The organism is Streptosporangium sp. NBC_01469 (assembly GCF_036227305.1).
In the GTDB taxonomy this organism is placed as follows: domain Bacteria; phylum Actinomycetota; class Actinomycetes; order Streptosporangiales; family Streptosporangiaceae; genus Streptosporangium.
Genome location: NZ_CP109465.1, coordinates 3,000,537 through 3,015,914 on the forward strand (window position 1 = coordinate 3,000,537; position 15,378 = coordinate 3,015,914).

The 15,378-nt window shown below is 70.0% G+C and carries 16 protein-coding genes; 9 read left to right on the plus strand and 7 right to left on the minus strand.

Annotation, left to right across the window (positions count from 1 at the left end; translation table 11 throughout):
- Nucleotides 1–220: 220 nt before the first annotated feature.
- The gene (locus tag OG587_RS13750) at nt 221–2,326 is read right to left on the minus strand and encodes a beta-galactosidase (protein WP_329090282.1); all 2,106 of its coding nucleotides are present in this window, start codon (nt 2,324–2,326) and stop codon (nt 221–223) included.
- Between the two features lie 323 nt (nt 2,327–2,649).
- On the opposite strand from OG587_RS13750, the gene OG587_RS13755 reads away from it, so the two are divergent.
- From OG587_RS13755 to OG587_RS13780, 6 genes are all read left to right on the plus strand, one after another.
- Nucleotides 2,650–3,393 (plus strand): RNA polymerase sigma factor, encoded by a 744-nt coding sequence (locus tag OG587_RS13755; protein WP_329090284.1) that lies wholly within the window; start codon nt 2,650–2,652, stop codon nt 3,391–3,393.
- Nucleotides 3,386–4,264, plus strand: a complete 879-nt coding sequence (locus OG587_RS13760; RefSeq protein ID WP_329090285.1) for a permease-like cell division protein FtsX — start codon at nt 3,386–3,388, stop codon at nt 4,262–4,264. The genes OG587_RS13755 and OG587_RS13760 overlap by 8 nt, the downstream gene beginning before the upstream one ends.
- Before the next feature lie 367 nt (nt 4,265–4,631).
- Nucleotides 4,632–6,929 (plus strand): TIM-barrel domain-containing protein, encoded by a 2,298-nt coding sequence (locus OG587_RS13765; protein WP_329090288.1) that lies wholly within the window; start codon nt 4,632–4,634, stop codon nt 6,927–6,929.
- A 29-nt stretch (nt 6,930–6,958) separates the two neighbouring features.
- Entirely contained in the window at nt 6,959–7,204 is a 246-nt protein-coding gene (locus tag OG587_RS13770; protein ID WP_329090290.1) for a hypothetical protein, read from the plus strand.
- 7 nt (nt 7,205–7,211) lie between these two features.
- Entirely contained in the window at nt 7,212–7,550 is a 339-nt protein-coding gene (locus tag OG587_RS13775; RefSeq protein ID WP_329090292.1) for a PadR family transcriptional regulator, read from the plus strand.
- Nucleotides 7,547–8,482 (plus strand): hypothetical protein, encoded by a 936-nt coding sequence (locus tag OG587_RS13780; protein ID WP_329090294.1) that lies wholly within the window; start codon nt 7,547–7,549, stop codon nt 8,480–8,482. The genes OG587_RS13775 and OG587_RS13780 overlap by 4 nt, the downstream gene beginning before the upstream one ends.
- Before the next feature lie 302 nt (nt 8,483–8,784).
- On the opposite strand, the gene OG587_RS13785 is transcribed toward OG587_RS13780, so the two are convergent.
- The 3 genes from OG587_RS13785 to OG587_RS13795 all read right to left on the minus strand — a co-directional run bounded on the left by OG587_RS13785 (nt 8,785) and on the right by OG587_RS13795 (nt 10,626).
- Nucleotides 8,785–9,255, minus strand: a complete 471-nt coding sequence (locus tag OG587_RS13785) for a GNAT family N-acetyltransferase (protein ID WP_329090295.1) — start codon at nt 9,253–9,255, stop codon at nt 8,785–8,787.
- Nucleotides 9,256–9,492: 237 nt separating this feature from the next.
- A complete protein-coding gene (locus OG587_RS13790) occupies nt 9,493–10,020 on the minus strand; it encodes a phosphatase domain-containing protein (protein WP_329090296.1) in 528 nt (175 codons plus the stop codon).
- Nucleotides 10,021–10,038: 18 nt separating this feature from the next.
- The gene (locus OG587_RS13795; protein WP_329090297.1) at nt 10,039–10,626 is read right to left on the minus strand and encodes a CGNR zinc finger domain-containing protein; all 588 of its coding nucleotides are present in this window, start codon (nt 10,624–10,626) and stop codon (nt 10,039–10,041) included.
- Nucleotides 10,627–11,029: 403 nt separating this feature from the next.
- Here OG587_RS13795 and OG587_RS13800 point away from each other — a divergent pair, with 403 nt between their 5' ends.
- Together OG587_RS13800 and OG587_RS13805 are read left to right on the plus strand one after the other, a co-directional pair.
- On the plus strand, nt 11,030–11,485 hold the full coding sequence (locus OG587_RS13800) for an Hsp20/alpha crystallin family protein (RefSeq protein ID WP_329090298.1): 456 nt from the start codon (nt 11,030–11,032) through the stop codon (nt 11,483–11,485).
- Between the two features lie 143 nt (nt 11,486–11,628).
- A complete protein-coding gene (locus tag OG587_RS13805; RefSeq protein WP_329090300.1) occupies nt 11,629–11,970 on the plus strand; it encodes a MerR family transcriptional regulator in 342 nt (113 codons plus the stop codon).
- Here the strand turns inward: OG587_RS13805 and OG587_RS13810 are convergent.
- Nucleotides 11,960–12,847, minus strand: coding sequence for a carbohydrate ABC transporter permease (locus OG587_RS13810; protein ID WP_329090302.1), 888 nt, complete (start codon nt 12,845–12,847; stop codon nt 11,960–11,962). The two genes, OG587_RS13805 and OG587_RS13810, sit on opposite strands and share 11 nt — an antisense overlap.
- 135 nt (nt 12,848–12,982) lie before the next feature.
- Nucleotides 12,983–14,296: an RNA-guided endonuclease InsQ/TnpB family protein gene (locus OG587_RS13815; RefSeq protein WP_329090304.1), complete on the minus strand. Its 1,314-nt coding sequence runs from the start codon at nt 14,294–14,296 to the stop codon at nt 12,983–12,985.
- A 24-nt stretch (nt 14,297–14,320) separates the two neighbouring features.
- Here OG587_RS13815 and tnpA point away from each other — a divergent pair, with 24 nt between their 5' ends.
- Nucleotides 14,321–14,740, plus strand: a complete 420-nt coding sequence (tnpA, locus tag OG587_RS13820) for an IS200/IS605 family transposase (RefSeq protein WP_329080420.1) — start codon at nt 14,321–14,323, stop codon at nt 14,738–14,740.
- A gap of 20 nt (nt 14,741–14,760) precedes the next feature.
- Here the strand turns inward: tnpA and OG587_RS13825 are convergent, their stop codons facing one another.
- Nucleotides 14,761–15,123 carry a hypothetical protein gene (locus OG587_RS13825; RefSeq protein WP_443075556.1) on the minus strand — a complete coding sequence of 121 codons (363 nt, stop codon included), beginning with the start codon at nt 15,121–15,123 and terminating at the stop codon, nt 14,761–14,763.
- Between the last annotated feature and the right edge of the window lie 255 nt (nt 15,124–15,378).

The following is a 15,378-nucleotide window of genomic DNA, read 5'->3' on the forward strand; positions in this document are numbered from 1 at the left end:
TGCAGTGTAGGCGGCCACAGGTTCTTGAGTGGTGGATCTGCCGCTACGTTCGTGGTGGATCTGCCGCTGCATTCGTGGTGGATCTGCCGATCTCTCCCTTTCTCTCTTTGCATGCCCGTGAGGGTAGGAAAATCCCGTCTCGGCCGGAGACGTCGCACTGCATCACACCATCGCCGCGTGCCGGCACCGTCCTCTCCGGGGACGACGAGGATCGCGACAATCAAGCCTTCGAGTCGCCATGTACTCGTACGGAGAAACCGCCCGGAGGCAGGCGCAGGCCTTCCACCTCGTGTTCCTTGTCGTCGTGGTTGATGGCGAAGAGCCAATCGCCGCGCCGTACGAGTTCCACGGGGGCCGGTTCCAGGCCCAGCAGGCGGGCGTACGCGGGGTCGGACAGGCGGGTGGAGACGTAGAGGGCCGTGCCGGAGCCGTACGGGTGGCGGGTGATGGCTGGTTGCCCGGCGAGCGGGGTTTGGAAGGTGTGCGAGGTGCCGGAGGTGTGCGGGCCGGTGTAGACGGCCATGGCTTCGGCGCCTTCGAGGTGGACGTGCTCGCTCCAGAACGTTCCGGTCTCCGGCTGCCGGTCACACCCGAGGGCGGACAGGGTGAGGGCGACGCCGGGAGGGAGGGGGTGGAATTCCTCGACGCGGATGCCGAGGAGGTCGCGCAGGGCGCCGGGGTGACCGCCGAGGCGGACGCGGGCGTGTTCGTCGGCGACGCCGCTGAGGAAGGAGACCACGAGGGTGCCGCCGCCCGAGACGTAGTGGCGCAGGTTGGCGGCGTCGGCATCCGAGATGAGATACAGGGCGGGGACGAGCACGAGCGGGTACGCCGACAGGTCGGCCGAGGGGTGGACGAGGTCGGCGGTGACGCCGTGCCGGTAGAGCACCCGGTGGGCCTGGCGTACGGTCTCGGCGTAGTTCAGCTCGGTGGAGGGCAGGCCGGGGGACTGGAGTGCCCAGCCAGCCTCGGCGTCCCAGAGGATCGCGGCCCCGGCCTCGACGGGGGCCGCGCAGGCGTCCGTCAGGGACGGCAGGAGCGCGCCCAGCTCGCAGATCTCGCGGAAGATCCGCGAGTCGGGTCCGGCGTGCGGGACCATGCCGCCGTACCAGAGTTCGGCGCCGCCCCGGGAGGCTCGCCACTGGAAGAACATGGCCCCTCGTGAGCCGCGTGCGATGTGCGACAGGGTCAGCCTGGTGATCTCGCCGGGGCGCTTGGCGAGCATCCGTGGCCCGGTGTAGGTGACCACCGCCTGCTCCATCAGCAACCAGGGTTTTCCGCGAGCCGCATCGCGCCCGGCCGCATCGCGCTCAGTCGCACTGCGCCCGGCCGCACCGTGCTCGAGGGCATGCTCCGAGGTCGGGGCCAGGGCGCGTGTCGGGTCAACGGTCGGGCTGTGCGCAGAGGGTGGGGCGGGGGCGACGGCCGAGCTGTGCGCCGGGTTCGAGGCCCAGCCGCGGGCGAGGTCGGCGGCGAAGGCGGTCTCGGCGGGTGGGTCGGCCGACGGGTAGTGGTCGATCGCCACCAGGTCGACCTCGGTCGCCCAGTGCCGGTGGTTCACCGGCACCCAGTCGCCGAGGACGAAGTTCGTGGTGACCGGGACGTCCGGGGTGAGCTCGCGCAGCACCGCCCTCTGCTCGCGGAAGTGGCCGAGCATCGCGTCGGAGACGAACCGGCGGAAGTCGAGGACCTGGGAGGGATTGGGCAGGTACTGGGTGGCGCGGGGCGGGGTGATCTGCTCCCACGCCGAGTAGTGCTGGCTCCAGAACGAGGTGGTCCAGGCGTCGTTCAGCGTGTCCAGGGTGCCGTGCCGCGCGCGCAGCCAGGTCCTGAAGGCCGAGGCGGCGTGGTCGCAGTGGCAGGTGGTGCCGTACTCGTTGTGGACGTGCCACATGGCCAGGGCGGGGTGGTCACGGTAGCGCTCGGCGAGGGTACCGGCGATCCGGGCGGAGGCGGCGCGGTAGGCGGGGGCGTGCACGCAGTAGGTGTCGCGGCTGCCGTGGGTGAGCCGGATGCCGTCGGCGGTGACGGTGAGCGCGTCGGGGTGGGCGAGGCCGAACCAGGGGGGTGGAGAGGCGGTCGGGGTGGCGAGGTTCACCGCGATCCCGCCGTCGTGCAGCAGGTCGAGGACGCGGTCGAGCCATCCGAGGTCGTGGACGCCCGGTGACGGCTCCAGCCTGGCCCAGGAGAACACCCCGACGCTGACCAGGTTGACCCCGGCCCGCCGCATCAGCGCGACGTCCTCCTTCCAGACCTCCTCGGGCCACTGCTCGGGGTTGTAGTCCCCGCCGTAACACAGCCCGCCGAACCGCCCAGGCCAGTCCACGGCCACTCCTTTATTTGGATGGTAGCTAAACTAATTATCCACGCGTGGCGGACCCTGCTCAAGGGGGCGGCTCTGGCCTGTGCTCCCGAATCCCGCGCTCCCGGCTCCCGGATCGCCTCGCTCGCGAACGGCTCGCGCGAGGGGCCGGATTCGCCTGGGGCCACCGGGGTGCCGGGTAAGGATCGGCGGCGTCGTGCGAGCCTTCTCGTGAGAACGGTCGTGTGAGCTTTCCCGTGAGGACGGTCGTGCGAGCCTTTTCGTGAAGACGACGGCGGGGTGCGGGCAATAACAGCGTCCGTTGCCCCACGAAAGGCATCCTCCGCATGAGAGTCAACAGCGATCGTCCACCCGATCGCACCCTTCCCGACCTGGTCTTTCCACCCTCGTTCTTCGCGGACGACGTGGCCGGGGACGCCGTGTCCGTGGAATCCGCCGTGGAGTCCGCCGTCGCGAGTGACGCCGGGGTGATCCGGCTGTCGCTGCGCGACCCGGAACGGTTCGCCGAGATCTTTCACAGGTACTTCGCCGCGATCCATCGGTACGCCTCCGCCAGGCTGGGCGCCGACGCCGCGGACGACGTCGCGGCGGAGACGTTTCTCGCGGCCTTCCGGCAGCGGGAGCGCTACGACCTGTCCCGTCATGACGCGCGCGCGTGGCTGTTCGGCATCGCCACCAACCTGATCAGACGGCACCGCAGGGACGAGGTGCGTCTGTACCGCGCCCTGGAGCGGGCCCGGGACGCCTCCGTCACCGGCTCGGGCGGTGTCTCCGTCGTCGGCGCGGGCGCGTCGGCGGCGGACTCCGCCGACGCCGGCCTCGGCGTTGACGCGCAGCGCCGCCTGGCGGGCGCCCTCGCCGTGCTGAAAGCCGGTGATCGGGAGGTACTCCTGCTGGTCGCCTACGGCGAGCTCAGCTACGCGGAGGTGTCCGACGCCCTGGGTATCCCTTCGGGCACCGTCGGATCCCGTCTGAACCGGGCCCGCAAGCGGGTCAGGGAAGTTCTGAACGCGAACGTCGCCACCAAGAACACGGACACCGCCAGTAAGGGGGATCGACACGATGGATGAGATGAACCTGCTCCGCGACCGGGCCGAGGCTCAGCCCGCTCCCCGGCCCGAGGCCGTCGCGTCGGCACTCGACCGCCTGTACGGCGCCGCCGGGGAGGCCGAACACGGCGCAGCCAGAGAGGTCGAACACGGCGCCGCCCGGGAGCCCAGGCCGACGGCCCGGCGTTTGATCCGGCTGCCCGGCTCGCGCCGGAGGCTCGCCGCGACGGGCCCGCCGTCCGCGCCACGGCGAGGGTCCCGCCCCCTCCCGCGCATCATGGCCGCGATCGTCGTCGCGGCCACCGTCGTCGCGGTGGTGGTGACGACGACGGTGATCGCACGGGGGCCCGGCGAGGAGAGGCCGTCCACGCTCGCGGCCATGGGCGACCGGCCGGCGTGGCGCGAAGGGGACCCCGAGCTCGTGGTGTTCCTCTGCGAGGACGACTCGCCCTTCGTCGGGTGTGGCGGCGGCGGCTTCGCCGTGGAGGACGGTGGCCTGGGTGCTCCGCCGGATCCCATCCTGGGTGGCAAGGCCACCACACCGCAGGACAAGGCGGTGATCGAGCAGACGCTCGGGGCCATGCCGCAGGTGGAGGCGATCTCCTTCGTGAGCAAGCAGGAGGCGTACGCCGACCTGCTCCGCAAGGAGGAGGAGCAGTCCATCCTGGGTCCCCAGCAACGGAAGCTGTCCGACATCCTCGACGTGGAGAAGATGAAGGAGTCGTACACCCTGAAGATGAGACCCGGCACCGACTGGGACGCCGTGATCGAGACGGCCGAGGCACTGCAGGGAGTGGCCAACGCGCTCAACCGCAAGTGCCTCACCGAGAACGCCCAGGAGATCGTCGAGAGGGACAGGACCCTGTGCGCTCCCGGTGGTAACGAGGACTGACCGAATCCGTGTCGGCGGGTGGACGCGGCGAACACGAGGCCCGATGACATCGCGGTACCGATGGACGTCGCGGCCGGGCCGGGGGCCACCCGGCTCGACCTGTCTCGTCTGGAGCCACCCCACACCCCCGCGTCATCGGGGGACGGGGGTGCGGGGTGCGACTTCGGGGACAACGGGCCGCGTGAGGGGCGACGGGCGAGTCGGCTCGGAGGGCGGGGGCGGACGAGCGGCATCCGAGGCGGCGCGCGCATCGGCTCGGAAGGCGGGGGCGGGGGCGAGAGGGCCGTGACAGGCCGAGGGCATTGACCTTTGTTGGTTGGGACGTAAAACTAATTCAGCAAAAGGAAGCCCGAGCGCTGGAGTCCTCATGCCCTACCGCCCCCCGTTGGTCGCGCACGAGTACTTCGTCGCCGATCCGCCTGAGCTGCCCGTACGCGCGCACGGCGAGGAGGGCCTGTCGGCGCTGATCTCGGCGGAGCCGGTCGCCTCCAACGCGGCCGGGGTGATCCTGAAGGCCGTGACGTCGGCGGAGGAGACGCTCCTGGTCCAGGTGGGCGTGGCGGGTGAGGGCGTGATCCGGGTGAGGCTCGGGCAGGACGCCGACGCGCGGACCAGGTCGGCCGCCGCGATCTCCTTGGTCACGCCGGGCGAGTTCGCCGGGGCGCGGGTGGAGAGCCGCGACGGGACGATCCTGCTCGACGCCGGTTCGCTCCGCGCGGAGATCACCCTGGCGCCGTGGCATCTGCGGTTCACCGACGCGAGCGGGGCGCCGTTGCTGGAGCAGGACCGGGGGCACACCGACATCAGCGGCCGGTTGCGCACGCTGCCGTTCGGCCGCTCCAGCTCGGGCGGCGCGGTGGCCGGCTATCACGAGAGCTTCGCGGCCCCCGCCGACGAGGCGTTCGCCGGGTTCGGCGAGTCGTTCACCCGGCTCGACAAGCGTGGCCAGCGGCCGGTCATGTGGAACTACGACGCGTTCGGCGCCGAGTCGCAGCGGGCGTACAAGAACGTCCCGTTCTACCTGTCCAGCAGGGGTTACGGCGTGCTGGTGGACAGCGGGACGCCGGTGGAGTTCGACGTGTGCCAGTCCACGCACAGCTGCGTGCAGATCGTGGTCCCCGACGATCTGATCGACTACTACGTGATCGCCGGGCCGAGCCCGTCCGAGGTGCTCGACCGGTACGACCTGCTGACCTGCCGCCCGCTGCTCCCGCCGAAGTGGGCGTTCGGCACCTGGATCTCCTCGGGGTTCTTCGTCGACAGCCAGGAGCGGGTGACGGCCAGGGCGCGGCGGATCCGCGAGCGCGGGATCCCGTGCGACGTGCTCCACCTGGACACGTACTGGCAGACGGACGGGCACTGGTCCGACCTGCGATGGGACGCGGAGCGCTTCCCCGACCCCGGGGGCATGCTGGCCGAGCTGGACGCGATGGGCTTCAAGGTCTGCCTGTGGATGAACCCGTACGTCTCCCACCTCAGCCCGGCGTTCCCGGACGCCGCCGAAAGCGGATATTTCCTTAAAAAGCCTGATGGCGAGGTGTACGTGGCCGACTGCTGGCACGGCTCCTACCCCGCCTGCGGCATCGTCGACTTCACCGACCCCGCCGCCGTGGAGTGGTTCAAGGGACTGCTCCGCCCGCTGCTCGAACAGGGCGTACAGGTCTTCAAGACCGACTTCGCCGAGGGCGTGCCGCACGACGCGGTCGCGGCCAACGGCATGTCCGGCACCGACCTGCACAACGTCTACACGCTGCTGTTCAACGACGCCGTCTCCGAGGTGACGCGGGAGGTCGCCGGGCACGGCATGGTCTGGGCGCGCTCGTCGTTCCTCGGCGGGCAGCGGCACTCGGCGCAGTGGAGCGGCGACACCTACACCAGTTACGCCGCGATGAGCAGCACGCTGCGCGGTGGGCTGGCGCACGGCCTGTCCGGCGTCCCGTTCTGGAGCCACGACGCGGGCGGGTTCACCGGCCGCCCCGCCGACGACCTGTACGTCCGGTGGACCCAGTTCGGCGCGCTCTCCCCGCTGCTGCGCCTGCACGGCACCACCAGCCGGGAGCCTTGGGAGTTTCCCGGGGTCGAGGCGGAGGCGGTCGAGGCGCTGCGGCTGCGCTACCGGCTCATGCCGTACGTCTACACGGCGGCCGTCGAGGCCGCCAGGACCGGGGCGCCGATGATGCGGGCGCTGTGCGTGGACTACCCGGACGACCCGGTGGCCTGGCAGGCGGACCTGGAGTATCTCCTCGGCCGCGACCTGCTGGTGGCGCCGATGACCTCACCGGAGCAGGTCAGGAGGGTCTACCTGCCCGCGGGGGAGTGGGTGGACCACTGGACGGGCGAGATCCTGCCCGGCGGCCGGTACGTCACGGTCGCCCCGCTGCTGGACCGCGTCCCGCTGTTCGTCCGGCGCGGCGCGATCGTTCCCGTCCTCACGGAGCCGGGCGGGACCATCGGTGACGGGCCGTTCGGGGAGATCACCCTGGTCGCGTACGGCGCCGGTAGCGGTACCGGCGAGAGGCGCGCGGTCATCTCGGACCTCGACGGGGACACCGTGATCACCGCGGTCCCCGAGGGGGAGGGCCTGCGGGTGACCGTCTCGGGGGGCGCGCGGATCGCGGGCGTCGAGCAGGTGGGGTCCGGCGTCCCGATCGTCATCACCACCTAGGAGAAGAAGCGTGGTCAACCTCAAAGCCGGTGGCCGTGCCCGCGGCGCTCGTCGCCTGCGGCGGCACCGGGAAGGCCGCCGCGGACGGTTCCCGCGTCCTGAAACTCTGGCACTACGAGGGTGCCGACAGCGCGATGGGCAGGGCCGAGGTCGTCAAGCAGTTCCAGGCGACACATCCCGGCGTGACGGTGGAGTTCGAGGAGAAGGCGTTCGAGATTTTCGCGCTTCGGTTGCTCCATACTAAGATCGTCGGTATATATAGACCGCATGAATAGTAGGTCGATGCAGGAACCGACATTCCTGATCCTCACGGCTTTGGCGGCCGGGTCGCAGCACGGCTACGGCATCATCACCGATGTCCTGGAGATCTCCGGTGAACGCGTGCGGTTGCGCGCCGGCACGCTCTACTCCGCGCTCGACCGGCTCCAGGGCGAGCAGCTGATCGAGACGGACCGCGAGGAGGTCGTGGACGGACGGGCCCGGCGCTACTACCGTCTCACCGCCGAGGGCACAGCCCGGCTGTCGGCCGAGGCCGAACGGCTGCGCCGGAACGCCGACACCGCCGCCGCGCGGCTGCGCCGCGGCCAGGCCGCGCGGCCGTCCCTCGGCGGGGCGTTGTGACCGCGCTGGAACGGCGCTACCGCCGGTTGCTGGCCTGGTACCCGAAGGACCACCGGGCGCGGCACGAGGAGGAGATGCTCGCCGTGCTGCTGGCGTCCTCGACTCCGGACCAGAATCGCCCGGCCGGACGGGACGCGCTTGACGTGGTGCGCGGCGGCCTGGCGATCCGGCTGCACCGGGTCGCGCCGCCCGGATCACGGCGGCGTTGGCGGGCCGCCGTCGACCTGGCCGCCCTCCTCGCCCCGCTCACGCTGTTCGGCGCCGGCCTGTTTCGCGCCGCGGGGTACGCCGGACGGTTCGCCTTCGACCTGGCCCTCCCGAATCTCGTCCATGCCTTGCCGTACGGGCTGGTCGTGCTGCTGGTGTGGCTGGGGCGGCGATGGGCGACGATCGCCTGCGCGTGGGCCACGGCGGCGCTGCACGCGGCCGAGAGCATGGTTTGGCTACTGTCCCTGCCCGAGGGAACCATGGTGGTGGGCGATGTGCTTCTCGTCTCGGGGCGGCCGTTGATCGCTGCCGGCGTGCTGCTGTCCGCCTTCCCGGCGTGCGTCTGCGCGGCGATGCTGACCCTCGCGCCGTCGCCCGGTCCCGGCCCTGTAGGGTCCCGGCGGCTGCTGGTCTGGGCGGGCGGGGTGCTGGCCGTGTGCGTCGTGGGCGTCCTGCTGCCCAAGGTCTTCGGGGCCGTCCTGATGCCGGCCGCCCTCGGCACGGTGGCCGTGATGGCACTGCGCTCCCCTGTGGGCCGCCGGACGGCTGCCATCCTGACGCCGTTTCTCGTTGTCGCCGTCATGCGGTCGTGGTTCACCGATCTGGCGAGTCTGACGGCGGTCACCGTCGCGACGGCGGCGCTGCTGGGCGTCACGGCGTGGCTGGCCCGCACCGGAAAGGCCTCCCACGCCCCCGACCGCGTTCCCGGTCCTTCCGGATCTTGAAGTCCATCGCATCCCCTCACCTGGGGTGTCGCGACAACAGGTGTGACGTTCGAGGGGCGTCTACCGCGTCAGCCCCTCACGACAGTTCACGATCACACCCGCGTCAGCCCCTCACGACAGTTCACGATCACACCCGCGTCAGCCCCTCACGACAGTTCACGATCACACCCGCGTCAGCCCCTCACGACAGTTCACGATCACACCCGCGTCAGCCCCTCACGACAGTTCACGATCACACCCGCGTCAGCCCCTCACGACAGTTCACGATCACACCCGCGTCAGCCCCTCACGACAGTTCACGATCACACCCGCGTCAGATCCAGCACCCCGACCGTCTCGCCGTCACTCTTCTCGCCTGTGAGCCGGAACCCGAGCTTCCGGTAGAAGTCCTCGGGGCCGCCCTCTCCCCGCTCCCACGTGACGTACATCCGAGTGCCGCCGCGCCGCCCGATTTCGGCGGCCACCGATTCGACGGCGAAGCGGCCGACACCCTGCCCCTGTGCGTCGGATGTCACGTTGAGGCGCCACAGGCCGGACCGGAAGTCGGCCCCCTCGCCGTTCCAGTCGATGTCGAGGAAGGCCATGAGGAAGCCCACGGGACGGTCGCCGTCGAGGATGAGGCGCGGCCAGGCCACCTCCTGGTGGACGTAGGCCTCGGCCAGCGACTTCACCACCGGCGAGACGAAGCGCTCCTGGTCGGGGCGGACTTTCACGGAGATGGCCACCTCGATGTTGGCGGGGGTGATGGGCGCCAGCCGGAGGCTTTGAGTCATGTGGGAACCATATTGGGTTGGTTACGCACGGCCCCGTGCGGTCACGGAGCAACGGCCGCTCAAGATCCCCATCACATCGGCGGACGCGACCTTCAGCCAGATCTTGTAGATCTCGAAGCCCACCGGTCGCGACAGGAATCCGATCCTCGCGAGTGAGTCATGTGGTTCCACACGGCCCACCCATCTCCCCGGGCTGCTTTGCCGGTACGTGTCACAAGGTTTACGAGTGCGTACGGCTCAGCGTGATGTCTCAGGATCGGCGCCCTGGTCGTGCGGATCCGAGCGAAGGGACGGCGGGAAGCGCAGTACCCAGCGGCGCTGCCACGGGGTCTCGACGGCCCGGTGGTGGTGGTGCTCGCGCGTCCAGGCGACGGCGTCGGCCGGGGCGAGGCCGGCCAGGACGGCGAGGCAGGCGACGACCGTACCGGTGCGTCCGACGCCGCCCCCGCAGGCGACCTCCACCGCGGCGCCCGCCCGTGCCCGCTCGTGCAGCGCGCGGATTCGCCGCACGGCCAGATCGTGGTCGCGGGGCAGCAGGAAGTCGGGCCACTGGATCCACGCGTGCGGCCACCGCAGCTCGCTCTCGTGGCGACGGCGGAGCCGGTCGGAGCCGAGGTACAGCCCGAAGTCGGGCGTCGGCCCCTCCGGCGGCGGACGGCGCAGGCCGCGACCGCGGATCCAGGAGCCGTCCGGCAGTTGGAAGGCGCCTACAAGCGGCGGTTCGCCGACCGGGCCAATTGTCGCACTGTCCTCAGGGTTCTGCATCGATTCTCCTTGTGTCTCTCACTGGGCGCTGCCCAGCCGGTGCCGTGCGCGGTGATTGGCGACATTGAGCCGGTTGCCACACCGGTCGGGCATGCAGTAGACGCGGCGCCCCCCGCGGCTGGTGTCGACGAACACACCGCGGCAGCCAGGGGCGACGCAGGCGCGGAACCGGCCGTGGCCGAGGGCGCGGACGGCGCCGAGCAGCCCGACACCGATGATCGCGGCCAACTCCTCGGCCGGCGACGCGCCCGGCGCGGTCGGGACGTACCACTGCCATCGCCCGCCGGGGTCGCGGTCCAGCACCGGGCTGAGACCGGCCCGCCTGGCCAGCACGGCGGCGCCCGCGACGGCCTGGTCCTCCGTCTCGGTCTCCACGACGCCACGCGCCTCCCGGCGCAGCAGGTGAATCTCGCGGACGTCGTCGCCGGTCGGCGACCGCCCGTCCGCCAGGGCGTCGAGTCGCAGCCCGTGCTCGGCGAGGAAGCGCGTCAACGCCTCCGGGGTCGGCAGGGTGTCCCCGGCCGTGGTCCGCACGGTGGGCGAGGTGTTGGCCAGGTCGCCGGCCAAAGCCGCTCCCACCGCATAGTCGGTGATGGAGATCCGCATGCCTCACCGTCTTCCGTGTAACCGATAAAACGATAATATAGCCCTTACATCGTGGCGAAGTGAAGGGCTGCGCCAGAGGTGGCGCGCCACGGCCGGGTATCAGCTGGACACGCCGGCGGCGGATGGCGAGCAGGATCAAGGCGTGACTGGCCCGGCGGTCAAGACGGGGGCGCCGCCGTGCCCGCCTTGTCACCACTGACCGTTCGGTCACCGCTCGGCTCCCGGCGCCTCGCGAGTGCGGGCCGCCACGGGAAGACGCGGGTCGACGGCCTATCGGAGGGAGTCTGAAAATTTTCGTGAGGCTACTTGCAAGCTGGCATGCCGCTAACCTATAACTGAAATAATAGGTTTTCGAGAAGGCGGGCTTGAGGATACCTGCCAGTTCACACGGAGGTGGTTACCGATGCTGCTGACGTCGATCGACCCGTTCATCCAGGAGTTCGACCGCCAGTTCGACCGGCTCGCGCGTCAGGCCCTGGGGTCGGGTGAGGGTGCCGCCCGCGGGGCCATGCCGCTGGACGGGGTCCGGCGCAAGGACGATGTCCTCCTGAAGTTCGACCTCCCGGGCATCGACCCCGACACCATCGAGGTGACCGTCGACCGCGGGGTGCTCTCGGTGAGCGCCGGTCGCGAGGAGGAGTACGGGGAGGACGACCGCCTGTTCGTCCGCGAGCGTCCGATGGGCACCTTCACCCGTCGCGTCTACCTGTCCGAGCACCTCGACAGCGACAAGATCGACGCCGCCTACTCCAACGGCGTCCTGGCGGTGCGCATCCCGGTCATCGAGCGGGCCAAGCCCCGCAAGGTCGCGATCCAGAAGACCGAGAACACGTCCGACCGGAAGTCGATCAAGGCGTGAGGCCCAGGGGCTGACCGCAGGACCTCCTCGGGGTGGGTGCCGGGTTCCGGCGCCCACCCCCGCGCCGTTTCCCCCCGCCGCCGTCACGGACCTCCCACGAACTCCAGCGAACCCCCACGAACCCATACGGGAAAGGAGCGGTGATGGCCCGGTTGCCCTTCGACGACGAGCACGCCCCGCTGTACTCCGTCGGCCAGGTCGCCGACATGCTCGACGTCGAGCAGGCGTTCCTGCGCCGGCTCGACGAACACGACGTGGTCAGCCCGGCCCGCTCCACCGGCGGCCAGCGGCGCTACACCCGCCACGAGATCGGCGACCTCCAGGACGCCATCCAGCTCGTGGGCGAGGGCATGACCCTCGCCGCCGTACGCCGGATCTTCACCCTGCAGCAGCAGGTCCGCGACTTGCGGGAGGAGCTGGCCAGGGAGCGCGCCGCCCGGGAGGAGGACCGGTCCTCCGGACGGCCGGAGCCGCTCAGCCCTTGATGACCCCCTTGGTGAAGTGCCGCTGGACGAACGGGTAGACGAACAGCACCGGGAGCAGCGCGATGACGACGACGGCCACCTGGATGGCCAGGCTCGGCGGCGGGGACTGCCCGGCGACGGTGCCGACGCCGGTCTGGCCAGCGATCAGCGACTGGCCCTGGAGCACGTACTGCCGCAGCACCACCTGCAACGGCCACTTGGCGTTGTCGTTCAGATAGAGGACGGCGTTGAAGAACGAGTTCCAGTAGCCGACCGCGTAGAACAGGCCGATGACGGCCGTGACGCCCTTCGACATGGGCAGCACGACCGTCCGCAGGATGCGGAACTCGCTCGCGCCGTCGATGCGGGCGCTGTCGGTCACCTCCTCGGGGATGTTCATGAAGAACGCCCGCATCACCACCAGGTTGAACGCGGTGACCGCGCCGGGCAGGATCAGCGACCAGTAGGTGTCGATCAGTCCCAGCGAGCTGACCAGCAGGTAGTTGGGGATCAGTCCCGGGCCGAACAGGAAGGTCAGCAGGATCAGGAACAGCATCGGCCGGTGCAGTAGCGAGCCCGGCCGCGACAGGCCGTAGACGGCCGGCACGGTGACGGTCAGGCTGATCGCCGTGCCGACGAGGGTCACGCCGAGGCTGACCACGACCGACCGGGTCACCACGCCGCCGGAGAACAGCTCCTCGTACGCGGCCAGGGACAGCTCGCCCGGCACGGTGACCAGGCCACCGGCCGCCGTCACCGCCTCCTGGGTGGACAGGCTGGTCAGCACGACCATGTAGATCGGGAAGAGCACGCACGCGACGATGAGCGTCAGGACGAGCCCCTTGAGGAGCCCGCCGGCGCGGCTGGGCCGCTCGGCCCAGGGGGGAAGAGCCGTCATGATCGTTTGTAGATCCCCTGCTCGCCGAATCGGTGGGCGACCTTGTTGGCCACCAGGATCAGCACGAGCACCCACGAGAAGAAGTGCGGCATTTGACGTGCTCCTCCGCATGAATGTGGAGGATTCCCGTGCCGCTTACGCGGCAGCTCGCGGCGCGGGTGCGCCGGAGACTGCGGAACGGGATGCTTGACGCTTCGCCGACCCCGGTACCCCGGAGTCTCCACGTCCTGTGACCGCCCATCCGGCGGCAGAGTTGTACCGATGAAGCTGGTTTCTGGCGGCGTTGGTGTCGGCGTTGCCGATCCATCCGCACGCCGGGTTCTTGCACACGAACCGGGACCGGGACTCACGTGAGCCCGCCGTGGTCGTGTGGCAGCGGTGACATTCCCGCGAGGTGCCGTGGGGTCGGACCTTCGCCACGAGCCCGCCCCGGTCGGCGGCCTTGTAGGTCAGCAACTCGACCGTCCGGCCCCATGCCTCGCCCGCGATAGCGCGGTTCAGGCCGCGCTTCTGGGCGACCTTGACGCCCGGTTCCTCCACGGTCCCGGACGCGGACGCCGTCATGTTGCCGATTTTCAGGTCTTCGACCACGATCGCGGAGTAGGTGTCCGCGAGGGCGGTGGTGCTCTGGTGCTGCCAGTCGAGGGCTCGGCGTTTGGCTGTCGCGCGGAGCTTCGCGATCTGGTCGTAGGTGCGGGTCAGCCGTGCAGAGAGCGGCTGCCCCTTCGTGGTGGTCTTCCTCTGGCGGGCGGATTTGCGTTCCAACCGCAGCAACCGCTCCGCCTGCCCGGTGGTGAGCCACGAACCGTGGCCGAGGTGTTCTCCGGTGGACAATGCCAAGGGGATGACGATGCCCCGGTCCATGCCGGCCTTCGGCCCTCGGTGCGGGGCAGGGGCGGCGACGACGGTCTCGGTGCGGAACACGATGTTCCACCCGTGGGCTTTCTTGACGAGGCGGGCCCCGGTGATCCGTCCGGCGGGGCCGCCCTTGGTCACGCCGGGCAGGTCCTTGGTCCATCGGAACCGTACCCGGCCGACCTTGGGCAGGTTGACCGCGCCCCAGCGCCGGTTGATCCGCGTGATCTGCAGGTCGCGGGCCTGGGGGACGTCGATGGCGGCCTGGGATCGGAATCGGCCCTTGAATGTCGGGCGCTTGGCGGGGTGGTTGGGGTTGAAGAAGTTCGCCCACGCCTGCCGGTAGGTCTTCAAGACCGCTTGCGCGGCCTGCGCGGGAAGCTGTCCCATCCAGTCGATCTCATGACGGGCAACGCGGATCGCCGCGTCGCACTCCTTGAGTGAGGCCAGGCGATCGGGACGGAACGTGCAGAACTCGTGGAGCAGGTTCCACAGTGCGCGAGCGGTGTGCGCCTGACCGTCCAAGACGGCCGACTGCCGCTTGCCCAGATCCAGGCACGCCACCTGCGCACGAGTCCGTTTCACCGTTTCCACCAGCCGATCATATCGTTTGGTGTCATGGAAGATGATCGGGATGTTCGTAAAGGCAGGCACTGTGTTCACGAACTGTCCGCACACTTGGTGTTCGTGACGAAGTACCGCAGGAATGTCTTCACCGCGCCGATGCTGACCCGATGCGAAGAGATCATGAGGGATGTCTGCGCCGGCTTCGAATGCGAACTCCTTGAGTTCAACGGCGAAGACGACCATGTCCACCTGCTCGTCGGCTTTCCCCCCAAGGTCGCGCTCTCGACCCTGGTCAACTCGCTTAAGGGCGTCTCCGCCCGTTACCTGCGCAAGGAATACGACTCCCACGTCCGCGAGTACCTGTGGGGCGGCCACTTTTGGTCCCGCTCCTACTACGCGGGCTCGACCGGCGGCGCGAACCTGGCCACCGTCAGGAAGTACATTCAGGGCCAAGACCGGCCCACCCGCTAAGATCCAAGCACGCTCGCGCCCTAGAGGACACTCCCGCGCGAGCCTTCACCTCCCCCGTAAACGGGGGAGCACCGGCCCGCATCCCGGTAGACGATGCCCTGGATGAACAGGCGAAGCCGGGGCCGCACCACGCTGTCCAGGAGCACGGCCAGCAGGATCGGCACGGGGAAGTAGAAGACCAGCTGGAACGTGGTGATCGTCAGGGTGTTGAGCGTCGCGTCCCAGAAACTCGCGTCGAACATCAGCCAGTGGAAGTTGGAGAGCCCCACCCACGGGCTGTCCCCGATGCCCACGTACGGCGAGTAGTCCTGGAACGCGATCACGTTGCCGAGCAGCGGGACGTAGTGGAACAGGACCAGCAGCCCGACCGCGGGAAGGGCCATGAGCAGCAGCTGCCAGTCACGTTTCAGGCGCGCGCGGAAGGGTTGCGGGCGCGCCCGGCTTGTCCTCGGACCCCTTTTACGGACATCCTTGGAGGTGCCGGCGCCGGCGGGTGAGGTCAGGTCACCCGCCGGCCCGGTCCTTCCACGGTCCCCGGGCGAGACCCGGCCGCCTCTCGCGCCGGTTCCGGGCGGGACCGGGTCGCTTTCCGTACGGTCCCCGGGCGGCGCCGGAGCGCCGTCGGGCTCGGTTCCGGC

Coding starts and splice junctions, on each gene's coding strand:
- OG587_RS13760 (WP_329090285.1), top strand. CDS start 3,386: ATGGATGAGATGAACCTGCTCCGCGACCGGGCCGAGGCTCAGCCCGCT.
- OG587_RS13795 (WP_329090297.1), bottom strand. CDS start 10,626: ATGCGGATCTCCATCACCGACTATGCGGTGGGAGCGGCTTTGGCCGGC.
- OG587_RS13765 (WP_329090288.1), top strand. CDS start 4,632: ATGCCCTACCGCCCCCCGTTGGTCGCGCACGAGTACTTCGTCGCCGAT.
- OG587_RS13785 (WP_329090295.1), bottom strand. CDS start 9,255: ATGACTCAAAGCCTCCGGCTGGCGCCCATCACCCCCGCCAACATCGAG.
- OG587_RS13755 (WP_329090284.1), top strand. CDS start 2,650: ATGAGAGTCAACAGCGATCGTCCACCCGATCGCACCCTTCCCGACCTG.
- OG587_RS13790 (WP_329090296.1), bottom strand. CDS start 10,020: ATGCAGAACCCTGAGGACAGTGCGACAATTGGCCCGGTCGGCGAACCG.
- tnpA (WP_329080420.1), top strand. CDS start 14,321: ATGGAAGATGATCGGGATGTTCGTAAAGGCAGGCACTGTGTTCACGAA.
- OG587_RS13825 (WP_443075556.1), bottom strand. CDS start 15,123: ATGGCCCTTCCCGCGGTCGGGCTGCTGGTCCTGTTCCACTACGTCCCG.
- OG587_RS13805 (WP_329090300.1), top strand. CDS start 11,629: ATGGCCCGGTTGCCCTTCGACGACGAGCACGCCCCGCTGTACTCCGTC.
- OG587_RS13810 (WP_329090302.1), bottom strand. CDS start 12,847: ATGACGGCTCTTCCCCCCTGGGCCGAGCGGCCCAGCCGCGCCGGCGGG.
- OG587_RS13800 (WP_329090298.1), top strand. CDS start 11,030: ATGCTGCTGACGTCGATCGACCCGTTCATCCAGGAGTTCGACCGCCAG.
- OG587_RS13775 (WP_329090292.1), top strand. CDS start 7,212: ATGCAGGAACCGACATTCCTGATCCTCACGGCTTTGGCGGCCGGGTCG.